At 36.1% G+C, this 15,772-nt stretch carries 11 protein-coding genes; 4 read left to right on the top strand and 7 right to left on the bottom strand.

The window, feature by feature from the left end; translation table 11 throughout:
- The first annotated feature begins 640 nt into the window (after positions 1-640).
- A complete protein-coding gene (locus AC23MB_RS06760) occupies positions 641-1,801 on the top strand; it encodes an iron-containing alcohol dehydrogenase (RefSeq protein ID WP_487786832.1) in 1,161 nt (386 codons plus the stop codon).
- Between the two features lie 48 nt (positions 1,802-1,849).
- Here the strand turns inward: AC23MB_RS06760 and AC23MB_RS06755 are convergent, their stop codons facing one another.
- Entirely contained in the window at positions 1,850-3,196 is a 1,347-nt protein-coding gene (locus AC23MB_RS06755) for a DEAD/DEAH box helicase (protein ID WP_313032274.1), read from the bottom strand.
- 126 nt (positions 3,197-3,322) lie between these two features.
- On the opposite strand from AC23MB_RS06755, the gene AC23MB_RS06750 reads away from it, so the two are divergent.
- A complete protein-coding gene (locus AC23MB_RS06750; RefSeq protein WP_487786831.1) occupies positions 3,323-4,120 on the top strand; it encodes a copper resistance protein NlpE N-terminal domain-containing protein in 798 nt (265 codons plus the stop codon).
- 57 nt (positions 4,121-4,177) lie between these two features.
- On the opposite strand, the gene AC23MB_RS06745 is transcribed toward AC23MB_RS06750, so the two are convergent.
- Together AC23MB_RS06745 and AC23MB_RS06740 are read right to left on the bottom strand one after the other, a co-directional pair.
- A complete protein-coding gene (locus AC23MB_RS06745; RefSeq protein ID WP_487786830.1) occupies positions 4,178-5,341 on the bottom strand; it encodes a sensor histidine kinase in 1,164 nt (387 codons plus the stop codon).
- Positions 5,342-5,539: 198 nt separating this feature from the next.
- Positions 5,540-7,540 (bottom strand): S9 family peptidase, encoded by a 2,001-nt coding sequence (locus tag AC23MB_RS06740; protein WP_487786829.1) that lies wholly within the window; start codon positions 7,538-7,540, stop codon positions 5,540-5,542.
- A 165-nt stretch (positions 7,541-7,705) separates the two neighbouring features.
- Between AC23MB_RS06740 and secG the strand changes: the two genes are divergently transcribed.
- Positions 7,706-8,053: a preprotein translocase subunit SecG gene (secG, locus tag AC23MB_RS06735; RefSeq protein WP_313030246.1), complete on the top strand. Its 348-nt coding sequence runs from the start codon at positions 7,706-7,708 to the stop codon at positions 8,051-8,053.
- Between the two features lie 112 nt (positions 8,054-8,165).
- Positions 8,166-9,593 (top strand): MFS transporter, encoded by a 1,428-nt coding sequence (locus AC23MB_RS06730; RefSeq protein ID WP_487786828.1) that lies wholly within the window; start codon positions 8,166-8,168, stop codon positions 9,591-9,593.
- Between the two features lie 59 nt (positions 9,594-9,652).
- On the opposite strand, the gene AC23MB_RS06725 is transcribed toward AC23MB_RS06730, so the two are convergent.
- The 4 genes from AC23MB_RS06725 to recQ form a co-directional block, all read right to left on the bottom strand.
- Positions 9,653-10,558, bottom strand: coding sequence for a proline and serine-rich protein 1 family protein (locus tag AC23MB_RS06725; RefSeq protein WP_487786827.1), 906 nt, complete (start codon positions 10,556-10,558; stop codon positions 9,653-9,655).
- Between the two features lie 224 nt (positions 10,559-10,782).
- Entirely contained in the window at positions 10,783-12,186 is a 1,404-nt protein-coding gene (gene lpdA / locus AC23MB_RS06720) for a dihydrolipoyl dehydrogenase (RefSeq protein WP_312324763.1), read from the bottom strand.
- A 105-nt stretch (positions 12,187-12,291) separates the two neighbouring features.
- A complete protein-coding gene (locus AC23MB_RS06715; protein ID WP_313030339.1) occupies positions 12,292-13,365 on the bottom strand; it encodes a glycosyltransferase in 1,074 nt (357 codons plus the stop codon).
- Positions 13,366-13,434: 69 nt separating this feature from the next.
- Positions 13,435-15,642: a DNA helicase RecQ gene (gene recQ, locus AC23MB_RS06710; protein ID WP_487786826.1), complete on the bottom strand. Its 2,208-nt coding sequence runs from the start codon at positions 15,640-15,642 to the stop codon at positions 13,435-13,437.
- Between the last annotated feature and the right edge of the window lie 130 nt (positions 15,643-15,772).

Here is a 15,772-nt window from a genome sequence, read left to right as displayed (position 1 = left end):
CTACTGATAACCTGAACGGATTTACCCAGACCATTCGCTCGGTTTTCCCGGAATCTCAAACCCAAATCTGTGTCGTTATTTATGCTTATTTTTGAAGAAAGGCTCAGATTATAAAATCCAAGCCCTAACTTTTTAACTTACACACTTAATGGGATAGTGTCGTTTTAAAATTATTGGAGCGCGCCCCTCACCTCACCTTTCCAAATGGTCAGGTCAGGCTATTCGCTGCAATCTTTTTGTGCAGAACATTTTCCCAAGCTTACAAAAAAGATTTCCGCTGCTATGTTTCGCGCAACTTGTTTGTTGGTTTGCAGTTGGCAGTTGTTGGGTTTTAGTTTTTAGTTTTTGGCTCTTGGTTCTTGATTCTTTATCTGTTGTCTAACAAAACTAACTCATAATTCATAATTCATAATTCATAATTCATAATTCATAATTCATAATTCGTAAATAAAAATGCGTGAGCGGTAGAAAGGGCGCGCTTGCAAAGCGCGGTGCACAGCACCGAAACGAAGTGGAGCCCTGCATGACGCGACCTTTTGCCGGTAAGGATTTAACAATTTTTAACCTCGTCTTCTGGCAAAAGGGCACGCCAAAAAGAATATAATTCCGTAAATTTATAGCACTAAAAAAAATATTTACAATGTTAAATTTCGAGTTTAAAAATCCTACAAAAATTATATTTGGAAAAGGGAAAATTGAAAAATTATCCCGCGAGATTCGTAAAGACGCTAACATCCTAATGATTTATGGCGGCGGAAGCATCAAGAAGAATGGTGTTTACGAGCAAGTCATCGCTGCGCTTGATGGCTACAAATTAACCGAATTTGGTGGCGTACCTGCCAATCCAGAATACGAAGTTTTGCTAGAAGCTTTGCAAGTTATCAAAGACAAAAACATCGATTACTTGCTTGCTGTTGGTGGCGGATCGGTTATTGACGGGGTTAAATTTCTTTCAGCGGCAGCCAACTATGATGGCGAACCTTGGGAAATCCTTTCAAACCGTGTAGTAACCACAGAAGGAAAAGGAATGCCTTTTGCAACGGTTTTGACTTTACCAGCAACCGCTTCGGAAATGAACTCTGGCGCTGTAATCTCTCGCCGCGGAACTGGCGAAAAGTTAGCAATGGGAGGACCAGGATTATTTCCTCAGTTTTCGATTCTGGATCCTGAAGTGATTAGATCAATCCCGAAAAACCAAATTGCCAACGGTATTACAGACGCTTACACGCACGTGCTAGAGCAATATATGACCTATCCAACAGGTGCGAGTTTGCAAGATCGTTTTGCAGAAAGCATTTTGTTGAGTTTGCAAGAAGTTGCTCCAAAATTGATGGAAGAAGCTTTCGACTACGACGCGGCTGCTAACTTTATGTGGAGCTGTACGATGGCGCTTAACGGACTTATCGGGAAAGGTGTTCCGCAAGATTGGGCTGTCCACAGTATGGGACACGAATTGACGGCGCAATACGGCATCGACCACGCAAGAACTTTAGCAATTGTAGCACCACAACATTATCACTATTATTTTGATAAGAAGAAAGATAAATTAGCACAATACGCGGAACGTGTTTGGAATATTACCGAAGGTTCCGTAGACGAAAAAGCTAAAAAAGGAATCGAAGCGATGGAGCAGTTTTTCCATTCTTTAGATATCAAAACAAAGCTTTCGGAATATACCGATTCTTATAACGGAACGGCTGAAAAAGTACAAGCGGCTTTTGAATCGAGAGGTTGGCTTCTTGGCGAAAACCAAATGGTAACACCTGAAGACGCTAAGAAAATTGTTGAAATGACGTACTAATTTTTAGTTTAGAATAACATAAACGCCCGAAAATTCGGGCGTTTTATTTTATTTTTTCTTGCGAGATTTTTGCTTTTGTTGACCGCGATTGGCTGGTTTAGTTTTTGGCGGTTTACGCTTAGTTGGTCCACCCCAATTGACTTTTTTGTTTTTGTCTTTTTTCTCATGGAAAGCACCACCGCCTTCGTTAAGTTTCACCACCACAGGGTTTTTCATAACGATAACTTCTTTCTCTGCTTCAATTTTCACATCAGAAACTTTGACATCACTTGAGAAAGCTTCTTTGCGGATTTCTTTATCCATCAAAACTTCGATATCTAAAATTGCAGCTTCTTCCTTCGGTGTATAAAAACTGATTGCAATACCATTTTTATCAGCTCGACCAGTACGACCAATTCTGTGGATATATTGCTCTGGAATTTCTGGAATTTCGAAATTGAAAACATGCGACACATCTGGAATATCGAGACCTCTAGCCATAATATCCGTTGTGATAATCCCACGAAGTTCATTATTGCTAAATTCTTCCATCACACGCAAACGGAAATTCTGAGATTTGTTAGAGTGGATTACACCAAATTGCTCAGGAAATTCTTCATCAATTTTATTAAAGATTAAATCCGCATGTTTTTTATTATTGGCAAAAATTAAAATCTTTTCAAAATCATTTTCAGTTTTTAAAAGATGAATTAAAAGATTTAATTTCGTATTAAAATTAACCACAGGAATCACCGACTGATCAATCTTTTCCAAAGGTGTCCCCGATCTTGCCAACGAAATTTCTAATGGATTTTTGAAATATTCATTCAACATCGCATCAACCTGATCGGTCATCGTTGCAGAAAACAAAATGTTTTGGCGTTTCTCACTCATCATCGTGAAAATATTCGTCAACTGTGCTTTGAAGCCCAAGCTTAACATTTCATCAAACTCATCAACAACAAGTTTCTTTAGATCTTTGAATTGGATAACATTATCAATACCCAAATCCATAACACGACCTGGTGTACCAACCAAAATATCTACGCCATTTTCATAAATATTTTTTCTTTGCGTATTGATATTTACACCACCATAAACGCCCATCACACGTACGTTTATAAACTCTGTCAATTGCATAAGAACTTCTGTAACCTGTACAACCAATTCTCTCGTAGGCACCAAGATTAAAATTTTTGGTTGTTGAGTTTTAGAATATTTATACTCTTTAAGAATCGGTAAAAGATAGGCTAAAGTCTTACCAGTACCCGTTTGGGCGATTCCCATAATATCGCGACCGGACATTATCGGAGAAAAACTTTTATATTGAATAGGCGTTGGCTCAGAGATGTTAAGTTTCTCCAAAGCTTCATTGAGTGCCTTAGGCAACTCAAATTCTGCAAAACTTGGTTTCATGCTGCGAAGATACGGATTTTGAAAAAACTCAAACTTGCAATTTAAAAATTCGCAAATAATTATTTATTTTTTATGAAATTTAAATTTTAGGAACACATTTTGAATAAGTATGAAAAAAAATACGTTATGATAAACAAAAATACAATTAAGAATTTAGGCTTTTCTGCATTTGCAATAGCAATGTTAAGTCTGTCAGCATGTTCGACAACTCCTAAATCTAGCTTACCAGATGGTCATACAGCAAAAACGTCGCTAGATTATCCTGGCGTATATCTTGGCGTTTTGCCATGTGCGGATTGTAGTGGTATAAAGACAAGAATCTACCTAAACAAAGACAACACCTATATTTTACAACAAGATTATCTTGGTAAAAACGGAACAAACATTCTAGAAAATGGTACATATTCTTTTGACGAATCAGGGAATGTTGTTAATCTAAAACCAAAAACCAAAAATGGTCAAAGTTTAAAATTATTTGTCGGAGAAGATAGTGTAAGTATGCTAAATCAAGACGGAACAAAAATTACCAGTTCTCTAAAAGATCACTATGTTTTAACAAAAGATTACAATCAACTTTTGAATAAAAAATGGTATCTGAAAGAAATGTACGGTAAAGCATTTGATGCACAAAAAACAAGTAAAAAAGAAGGCTATCTTAGTCTTGATGAAAAGACATCTAGATTTAGTAGTAATGCTGGTTGTAACCAAATGAATGGGGCTTATACAATAGAACCAGGCAACAAAATTAACTTCAACCAAGGCATGGCAACAATGATGGCTTGTCAAGATATGGAAGCCGAAACTACTTTTGGAAAAGTTTTGAAAGAAACCAAATATTTTGATGTACAATTGGATAAATTGTTATTATTGAATAGCAAACACGAAACAATTGCTGCTTTTAAAGTGCCAGTGAGCAAATTGTAACCTCATCGCATAAATAATAACAACTCAAATTCCACAAAGCTACGCTTTGTGGAATTTTTATTTATCTTTCGGAAGTCTTAAAGTAATTCTAAAAGTTGTGCCTTTTCCGATTTCGGTTTGACTGACTTTTATTTCGCCGTTATGGTATTCTTTCACCACGCGGTTTGCAAGCGAAAGTCCTAATCCCCAACCACGTTTTTTTGTAGAATATCCCGGTTTGAAAACACTTCGAGCTTGTGCTTTCGTCATTCCCGAGCCATTATCTTTAACATCGATATAGATGGTACGATTTTTTTTATACAGTAAAAGTTCGAGTTTGCCCTCACCTTTCATCGCGTCCACTGCATTTTTCACCAAATTTTCGATAACCCAACTCATCAAAATTCGACTATGTGGTATCATTATTTCCTCGTAAGTTTTTTGCAAACTAAACTCAACGCGCGTCGAAATTCGCTTCTTTAAATAATCAAAATTCTGTTGAACCGTTTCCGTCAAATCCAAATCATTTAGATCTGGTATCGAACCAATTTTTGAAAACCTTTCCGAAATCGTTTTCAGTCGGTTAACGTCCTGTTCCAGCTCTTTAACGCCCATTCCGTTTTCATCTTCCATTTTCATAATTTCGACCCAACCAATCATCGATGACAGCGGCGTACCAATTTGGTGTGCTGTTTCTTTCGCCAAGCCAGCCCATAAAAAACCTTCATCAGTTTTCTTCAAAGTTTTCAAAAACCAAAACGAAAACGCAATATAGCCACCAATAAATAATGCCAACACATATGGATAAAACCTCAGATTATTCAACAATTGTGAGTTGTCATAATAGATAAATTGATTGTTAAATTCGGGTAACTGAATCTCAAACGGCGGATAACGACTTTCCATCTGGTGCATCACAGCCTTCAATCGACTGGGATCATTTCTGACCTCTTCAGGAATATTTCGGCTTTCGATCAGATTACCTTTCTTATCGGTCAAGATAAATGGGATATCTTCATTTTCGTTAATTACATTCAGCGACAACTCGTTCAGACGATAGTCAAAATTAACATCTTGCATGTACTTCATCGCCGTCGCAATCGACTTTATCCGTCCCGTTTCTTTTTCTCGCAGATAATTAATCATTACCGAAGATGACAAAATGATTCCGATCACAACTGCCGTCAAAATGGTATAAATAATCCATTTATTAATCTTCGAAAAAAAATAAAGCCTTTTCATAAAACGTTGTCTAATTTAGAAAAAATTCGGGAGCTATCAACAACACTGCGTTTTATTAAACGTGATTGATCCGTTTTTAATTATTTTTAGGAGCTTTATCCCGCTATCCGCTGTATCTTTTGTAGATGCCACCACCCCAACGCAAAACGGCATCCACAAAAAGATGCCGCTTCTATCGGGGCTATTTTACAAGCTCTGTTACAAAGTTTCTTTCAACCAATCGAAGAATTCGCGTTGCCATACCAATCCATTTTGCGGATGAAGCACCCAGTGATTTTCGTTCGGGAAGTATAAAAATTTAGTTTTCAAACCTTTTAATTTTGCCGCTTGGAAGGCTTCTTGTCCTTGCTCATAAGGCACTCGGAAGTCAATTCCTCCTTGGATAATCATAATTGGTTTGTTCCAATTAGCGACTTTTTTAATAGGGTTAAAATCTGTGTAAGCCTTTGGTGTTGGATTTTTCCAATAAGGTCCACCCAAATCCCAATTTGCAAACCATAATTCTTCCGTCGTTCCGTACCAAGAGGTCATATCGAACAATCCGTCATGCGCAATAAAAGTTTTAAATCTATTCTCATGAACACCCGCCAACATAAACACCGAATATCCGCCGTAACTAGCGCCAACAGCTGCAACACGATCTTTATCTACATACGGAAGTGTTTTAGCAAAATCCGTTGCTGCAAGATAATCGCGAATAGGTTGTCCTCCCCAATCGCCAGAGATATCTTCGTTCCATTTAGTTCCCCAACCTGGCATACCACGACGGTTAGGCGCTACAACGATATAATCGTTAGCTGCCATCAAAGCAAAATTCCATCTTACAGAATTGTATTGCGTTAACGCTGATTGTGGACCACCTTGACAATATAGAAGTGTTGGATATTTTTTATTTGGATCAAAATTCGGTGGATAATGGAACCAAACGCCCATCTCTTTACCATCCGAAGTTTTAACCATTTTAAGTTCAGACTTTCCGAAAGTTAATTTTGCGTAATTATCTTTGTTAACATCGGTGATCTGTGACAATTGTCCTTTTTTTAATTCAACATTAAAAAGATCCGCATTGTGATTGATATCCACTTTTGAAACGACCAAACCTTTTTTAGTCTGAGCAACAACATCGTTAACATCAAATTGTCCGTTCGTAACTTGATTTACTTTTCCACCTTTCGCATCAACAACAAAGAGTTGTTTTGTACCACGATAAGCCGCTGTAAAGTAGATATTTTTGGAATCTGCACTCCAAAATGTTGAACCTGAAACGGTTTCGTCCCAAGCTTCAGTTAGATTTTTTTTGGTTTTAGACTTCCAATCCATAACGATAATGTCATTTTTGTCAGCTTCGTAACCATCGCGTTTCATACTTAACCAAAGTAAATTTTTACCATCGGTACTAAAACTGGGGGCAACATCGTAACCCATCATTCCTTCCGTTAAATTGGTTGTTTGACCAGTTGCTAAGTTGTAGGCGAAAATATCTGTATTGGTACTTTGCGCGTAGTCTGCACCACTTTTAGCTTTGGTTACATACAGCAATTCTGTAGAATCTGGACTCCAAACGAAATCCTCGCTTCCACCAAAAGGTTTCTGCGGCGAATCAAACTTTTTACCTTCTAATAAATCTTTTGCTTTATCTGACGAATTGGATGTGTTAACTACAAAAACGTGATTGTATTTTCCGTCATTCCAAGCGTCCCAATGTCTGTGGTTAAGATCTGTGTAGATTTGTCCTGTAGATTTTGGTGTATCAACATATTTGTCTTTAGCCATTAAATTCTCTACTAAAACAGCTTTGCTAAACGCCACCTTTTTTCCGTCTGGAGAAATTACAATATTCTCTGCATCAGTACCAATTGTATAGAATTCTGTCCAAGTTTTGCCCGCATCTTTTGACAACACAATTTTATTACCTTCTTGCGCGTACAAGCCATTTTTATCCCATTGGATAACCGCACGTTTTCCAAAATCAACTTTCTCTGCCGATTGATTGAGCAAATTCATAAAATAAGTAGAAGAATTTGATTTTTCTGTTTTCAAATCCGTTTTACTGACTTTGTAGATTAGCGAAGATTGATCTGGAGAAACTGCCTGAACGCCTAATTTATTAAGTGTCCATAAGATTTCGGGCGTTAATTTTTGCTGTGCATTCATCATAAAGGGCGCAACAAGCGCAACGATAGTATGTTTTAACTTCATGAAACTATTTTTTCTTTGTAAGCACGAATTTATTAATTATAAATTTAAATAATAGTAAATAAGCATAGTAAGTCAGATTTTAATACCAAAAATTGAAAATATTAAATTTTGATTTCAATAAATAAATATTTATCATTATATTTGCCACTCAAAATTTAAAATTACATGGGCACTATATTTACGCTATTTATGGTATTGATTATGATTGCATGCGTGCTGTTAATCATTATTATTATGGCTCAAAACCCAAAAGGTGGCGGTCTTTCAGGAACATTTGGTGGTACTTCTTCAGCAACTTTTGGAGTACAAAGAACCAATGACTTTATGGAAAAAGCAACTTGGACATTAGGAATTTTCATCGCTGTGATGATTATTTTAAGCATTGTTGTTACTGGTAAACCAACAACTACTTTCCAAGCGCCAAAAATGCCAACTAAGAAAGAAGTACCTGCACAAGGTCAAGCACCAGCTAATCAAACAGCTCCTGCAACACAGGCACCTGTTCAAAAATAAACTAACTACATAGTATATATAAAGCGATTGATTTTTTCCAGTCGCTTTTTTGTTTTTAAAATAGTTGATGGCATTATTTTAGCACCAAAGAAAAGTTGTTTTAATTATAAATATGGAAGCAAAAGCTCTTCGAGTTTCGTTGATAGTAGGTGCCACTTTTTTAATGGAAAATCTAGATTCCACAGTAATTACGACTGCGCTTCCACAAATGGCAAAATCTTTTGGCGCCGATCCGCTTCACATGAGTATTGGGGTTTCTGTCTATATTATAATGTTAGCCGTTTTTATCCCAATTAGTGGCTGGATCTCTGAAAAATTTGGTGTTAAAAAAGTTTTTGGAACTGCAATTCTTGGCTTTTTGGTTGCTTCTGCGCTTTGTGGGATAAGTCAAAATTTGACAGAATTCACTCTATCTAGAGCTTTACAAGGCTTCTTTGGAGCGATGATGGTTCCTGTAGGACGACTTTCGGTTCTTAAAAACACGGAGAAAAATGATCTAGTCAGCGCCATCGCATTTATTACTTGGCCTGGACTTATTGGTCCCATTCTCGGACCTTTTGTAGGAGGATATATTACGACCTATTTCAGTTGGCACTGGATCTTTTTCATTAATATTCCGTTGGGACTTTTGGCTTTCTTTTTAACCATGAAATACATTCCCGATACGAACGAAAAAACGGACAGAAAACTTGATGTTAAAGGATTTGCATTAAGTACGATTGGGATGATTGGATTTATGATGGGTTTAGAAAGTTTTACGAATGATATGCTGCCAGTTTATTATTCGGTACCATTGATGATATTTAGTATTTTGGTGTTTTATATTTTTTATTTACATACCAAAAAAGTTGATAATCCACTACTCGATTTTTCCGAATTAAAAAGCAAAACTTACGCAATTACGATTTACTCTGGTTCGATAACAAGAATGGTTATTGGGATGGCGCCTTTTTTAATGCCATTAATGTTTCAAGTTGGATTTGGGTTGACAGCCTTCGAGTCTGGAAGTTTGCTAATGGCAAGTATGATTGGGAGTTTAGTAATGAAACCCGCAACAGTTTGGATCACTCGGAAATTTTCGTTCAGAAGAGTTCTAGTAGCCAATACTATTTTACTTAGTTTAACATCTTTTGCAATGCTGCTCCTCTTCTCAGATACGCCGCATTGGATGACCATAACAGTATTGTTTATTTCAGGATGCGTTCGGTCGATGCAATTTAGTAGTCTTAATACTTTAGCCTACGCTGACATCCCGAAAGAGCGCATGAACAACGCAAATACATTATATAGCACAGCTCAGCAAATGACTTTAGGAATGGGAATTACGCTTGGTGCATTCTCGTTAAAAACTGCAAGTCTTTTTCATGGTACTGAAGGTCATTATAGTGTTAAAGATTTTCATTTAGCTTTCGCGATTATTGGCGTTCTTGGCTTGGTAACACTTTACGAATATCTAAAATTATCAGATCGCGATGGCATCAATGTCAGAAATATGAAAAGCCGAAAACGTGCGAAAAACGATTTACACAAAACGCATTAACCAATTTAAGTTGCATTAAAAAACAAAAAAAGAGAAAGCTAACTTCCTCTTTTATTATATTATTGATTAGAAATAAACTTCATTAGATCTCGTCTTCCTATCTCAAAATCAAATGCATCACCGACAACGAAATATTGATTTTTATCAACGCAATTTTCGTATAATATTTTTGCTACATCCAGTCGATTACTGTCAAACGAAAACGGTTTTAGTAACATTGCAATTTGATTTGATGTAAAATTCGAAGCTCGGAGTTGTTGAAGAATGAACTCCTTTTTATCTTTATCAAAAGCCGCATTTTTCAGCATTGTATTATAAAATTGTTGAAACAATTGATTGTTCATAACGCCACTGTTGTTGAAATTTGGAGAAGTAGGTTGATTCCATCCAGAATTATATGGATTATTCCAAACATCATCCCACTCGTTAAAGCCATACATTTGTCCTTGTACAGGATACGAATCCAGCAAAAACAAACCTTTATTGGTGAAGAAATCCAAAACCATTCTGCTGTTATTCGCAACTTTCAATTGAGTTCTATAAATTAAATAACCATTCGTATAAATTGATACGGGAGTCTTACCAGAACTTAAATCAAAGAAACGGTATTTTCCTGAAGCATTACTTACCACTTGATTACCAACTTCTACTGTGAAATAGCCATGTTCAGGGATTCTTAAAAATACTTCAGAGTAGCCATAGTTTTGGTTCCAACGATAATTATTTGTCGACCTTGTTCCTGACGATCCATTGCTTCGACCATAATCATTACTCTTATTGCTGGAGTTTCGTTGTCCGTTATTTTTTGAAGAACCTCTCTCGCCACTTATCTCGCCAATATTATTTCGTTGTTGCATTTCGGAAGTACTCGCTTCATTTTTCAGCAATTCTCCAGATCGTCCAGCTTCTTGGGCAAAAGTTTGTAAGCTGACAGCTAAAATTAAAAATGTAAATATCTTTTTCATGACTTTTAAAATTTAGGTTTACAATTTTCTATATTCTACAAATGTGCCAAAAACCAAGTATTTTAGGACCTTTAAATGAATAATTTAATATTTTTAGTAAATCATTTTTTTTAACAAAATTCAATTTAACTCTCAATAAAAATTATCATCAAAGCAAATTTCAAAACAAAAAAAGAGAAGTCAAAACTGACTTCCCTTTATAAATATTTTGATTTTAAAAAATCTTACATATGGATTGCTCTTTTTCCTGTAGCGTCCAGAGCAGCTTCTTTTACAGCTTCTGCGTAAGTTGGGTGTGCGTGAGACATTCTTGTTAAATCTTCTGCACTTGCACGGAATTCCATTGCGGTAACACCTTCAGCAACCAAATCGGCAGCTCTTGCACCAATCATGTGGAAACCAAGGATTTCATCTGTTTTTGCATCAACAATAATTTTCACGAAACCATCAGTATCACCCGAAGCACGGCTTCTTCCTAAAGCTCTCATTGGGAAATTACCCACTTTATACTCAACACCAGCTTCTTTCAATTGCTCTTCAGTTTGTCCAACTCCAGCAACTTCTGGCCAAGTGTAAACAACGCCTGGGATTAAATTATAATTGATGTGTGGTTTTTGACCAGCCAAAGTTTCGGCAACGAAAACACCTTCTTCTTCAGCTTTGTGAGCCAACATTGCACCTTTAATAACGTCACCAATTGCATAGATATTTGCAACGTTTGTTTGAAGATGATCGTTTACTTTTACTCTTCCTCTTTCGTCCAACTCAACACCAGCATTTTCTAATCCAAGTCCGTCTGTGTAAGGTTTTCTACCCACAGAAACTAAACAATAATCTCCTTCGAAAGCAACTTCTTCACCTTTTTTGTTTTTAGCAGTAACTTTTACGCTATCACCATTTCTTTCAACACCAGAAACTGCTGTAGAAAGTTCAAACTTCATTCCTTGTTTTTTCAAGACTTTTTGAAGTTCTTTAGACAAAGATCCATCCATTCCTGGAATAATTTTGTCCATATATTCAACCACAGTTACTTGAGAACCTAATCTTAAGTAAACAGAACCTAACTCAAGACCGATAACACCACCACCGATTACGATTAAGTGTTTCGGAATTTCTTTTAAGTTTAAAGCTTCAGTAGAAGTGATTACTCTTTCTTTATCTAATGTGATAAATGGCAACGAAGATGGCTTAGAACCTGTTGCAATAATCGTATATTTTGACTCGATAGATTCCGCAGAACCATCGTTTTTAGTCACTTTAATTTTTGTAGCCGATTCAAAACTTCCTACACCTTCAAAAACGGTGATTTTGTTTTTGTCCATCAAGAAGCTGATTCCTTTCGTCGTCATATCAACCACTTCGTTTTTACGAGCGATCATTCTTGCTAAATCTGCTTTTGGCTCGTTGATGATAATACCGAAATCTGCAAAATCGTGTTTTGCTTTTTCGAAATGCTCAGAGCTATCCAAAAGTGCTTTCGAAGGAATACATCCTACGTTAAGACACGTTCCACCCATAGTTGGGTATTTTTCGATAATTGCTGTTTTGAAACCCAATTGCGCCGCACGAATTGCAGCAACGTATCCACCAGGACCAGAACCGATTACGGTAACATCAAATTGTGACATTATATATTTTTTATGTTAATACTTTTTAAGCGTTACAAATTTAAAGATAATATACAGCATCGCCAACTGAGATTGCGCAAAATTTTGTTAAACCTTCGATAGATATTATAAATTCCCTAAAACTTGCTCGTATTTTTTCATGATGATGTCTTTCGAAAATCTTGAAAGTATCGAATTTCGAATTGAATTTGCATCATGTTCTTGTTTTAAAACCTTTAAAATATCTTGTGCAAAATCCTCGTGATTTTCAATATTTGAAACTTCGCCGTTGATTCCACTATGAACAATTTCGTTAATTCCTCCCGGACAATTATTGGCTAAAGAAAAAGTTCCGCAAGCGCCAGCTTCCAACAAAACATTCGGGAAACCTTCATAGCGAGAGGATAAAATAAATAAATCTGCAAACTTTAAAAACTGATACGGATTTTCTTGTCTTCCGTGAAAAGTTACATTTTTAAGTCCAAGCAGTTCTTTCATCTCATGGAGCATTTCTTTATCGCATCCATCGCCCAAAATATGAAGCAAAATATTTTCATTTTTCAATCTTGAAAATACTTTTAATAAATTATCAAAACCCTTTCTCGAAGAAAGATTTCCAATGGCTACTACGTTTTTAAAATTGGTTTTAAAACTTTCTGGACGTTGAGACGATTTTAATTTTTCACCAATAAAATCAAAATCCACAGGATTATTTATTTTGACAATTTTATTGGATTTAATATCAAAATTTTTGAGTAAATCCTGCACCATATCATCACTTTGACAAATGATGCTTTTGTAACTGTTATAAAATTTATAAAAAAATCGAATTTCCTTTCTGGTAACGTGTTCCGAAACTACATTGGTTTCCCTAGCAATGAATTTCGTTTTCGGAAAAAGCTTGATAAACAAGGATAAGTAAGCATTGACTTCACCAAATCCAGAAAAAACAATATCAGGTTTTCTTTTTCGAATTTCCTTTAAAATTGGTCGAATCGAATGTCGAATGCGTTTTGTATTGAGGTCAATAATTTCTACATCACTTTTCACATACCGCAAATAGCCTCCTTCTTTACGCAAAAGCATGATTTTTGGTTCAAACTTTTCGCGTGGAAGATGGTTGGCAAGTGTCATCACAATGCGCTCAGCACCGCCAGTTTCCAAATCGGGAAGAATGAATATTATTGAATTTTTTTTCATCATTTCAAAGATAAAAAAATAAACGCTCTACTCGATTAGTAAAGCGTTTATTTAATATTTTAAAACAAATTAGTTAGCAACATCGCTAATAAATTTAATTCTTAACATTCGGATTTCTTCATCAGAAAGGTCGTCACCAAATTCGGCTGTTAAAACTTTCATCGAGTCACTCTCGGAATCTTTCATAAATTCCATAAATTCTTCAACAATGTCTTCATCAAAATTATCTTCGATGTAGTAATTAACATTCAATTTAGTTCCCTGGTATACAATGGCTTCCATTTCTTTAAGAAGCTCATTCATTGTTAAATTTTTGGCTCTCGCAATATCTTCGAAATCTAATTTTTTATCTGTATTCTGAATGATAAAAACCTTGTGACTCGCCTTGTTGGCCACTTGTTTCAGAACCATATCTTGCATACGCTCGATATTGTTTTCTTCGACATATTTTTTGATGAACTCCGCAAAATCTTTTCCGTACTTTTTGGCTTTACCTTCGCCAACGCCATAGATTTTAGCAATCTCTTCCAAACTCGTTGGATATTGCACCGTCATATCTTCCAAACTCGGATCCATGAAAACCGTGTATGGCGGAATTCCTAGCTTGTGCGCGACTTTTTTACGAAGATCTTTTAGTTGCCCAAACAAAACTAGGTCGAGTCCACCACCAGCTTGCACTTGGACTTGCTCGGATTCGGACTTTTTGGTTTGTGCTAAATCATATTGTCTATCTTCCGCAATGAAGAATTGTTCTTTGCATTTGCCTTCAAGCATATCATTACCTTTTACAGACAACTTCAGAACGCCATAAGTTTCGATGTCTTTTTTAAGATATTCTTGCACCGTTGCTTGGCGAATAATCGATTTCCAATAATTATCGCTTTGCTCCTTCCCGATTCCAAAAGCTTCTGTTTTTTCAAGTTTATAAGACTTTGTAACCGCAGTTTCTTTTCCTGTAATTATTGAAATCAAATCTTTGGTACGGAATTTTTCACCCAAATCTTTTATCAGTTTTAAAACAAAATTTAAATCTTTGGTCGCTTCAATTAAACTTGGCGGATTAACCGAATTGTCGCACATTTTGGCACCATCACCTTTTACAGGATCAAACTTTTCTCCAAAATAATGCAACAAATATTGACGTCGACTCATGGAAGTCTCCACATAACCTACAACCTCATTCAAAAGTTGAAGTCCGATTTCACGTTCAGAAACTGGTTTTTGAGCTAAGAATTTTTCTAGTTTTTCAATATCTTTTGGATCGTAAAATGCCAAACAATAACCTTCGCCACCATCTCTGCCCGCTCTACCCGTCTCTTGATAATAACTTTCCAAAGATTTTGGAATATCATAATGAATAACAAATCGAACATCTGGCTTGTCAATTCCCATTCCGAACGCGATGGTTGCGACAATAACGTCGACTTCTTCCATCAAGAATTTGTCCTGATTGGCAACTCTTGTTTTTTGGTCAAGTCCCGCGTGATACGGCAAAGCATTGATGCCATTAACCTGAAGAAGCTGTGCAAACTCCTCTACTTTTCGGCGGCTAAGACAGTAGACAATTCCAGATTTGCCTTTATGTTGATTGATGAATTTTACAATTTCTTTATCTACATTAACTTTTGGCCGGATTTCATAAAACAAATTGGCTCTGTTAAAACTTTCTTTAAAAACAACAGCATCGTTCATTCCCAAAGTTTTTTGGATATCATCCTGAACTTTTGGTGTTGCAGTTGCTGTTAAAGCCATCACAGGAACGTTCGCAATTTTGTCAATAATACCTTTTAAGTTGCGATATTCTGGACGGAAATCGTGTCCCCACTCCGAAATACAGTGTGCCTCATCAATTGCTACAAATGAAATTTTAACATCACGAAGAAACTCAACATACTCTTCTTTAATCAAAGATTCTGGAGCAACATATAACAGTTTTGTCTTTCCAGATTTAATATCATCAAAAACTTGTTTGGTTTGCGCTTTATTAAGCGATGAGTTAAGAACGTGCGCCACACCACTTTCTTCAGAAAGTCCATTAACAGCGTCAACTTGGTTCTTCATCAAAGCGATAAGTGGCGATACAACGATCGCTGTGCCTTCCGAGATTAATGCGGGTAGTTGATAACAAAGCGATTTTCCACCGCCTGTTGGCATCAATACAAAAACATCTTTCGATGCCAATAATGTACTTACAATCTCTTCTTGCTGACCTTTAAATGTTGAAAAACCAAAGTATTTTTTTAACTCCTTTGATAAGTCGATGTTCTTTATATCCATCCTTTAGTTTTGTTTACTAAATTTGCACAATAAATCAAAAATGACTTCAATTATTAAAGAATAACATTTTTGCTAAACTTTAAAAGCTTAATAGCTGACTTGATGTACTAAAGTTACTAAAGCTAATTGA

It is taken from the genome of Soonwooa sp. T0.1_25 (genome assembly GCF_057652215.1).
Note: the sequence above shows the minus strand (reverse complement) of the source record. Positions and strands in the feature narration are given on the sequence as shown.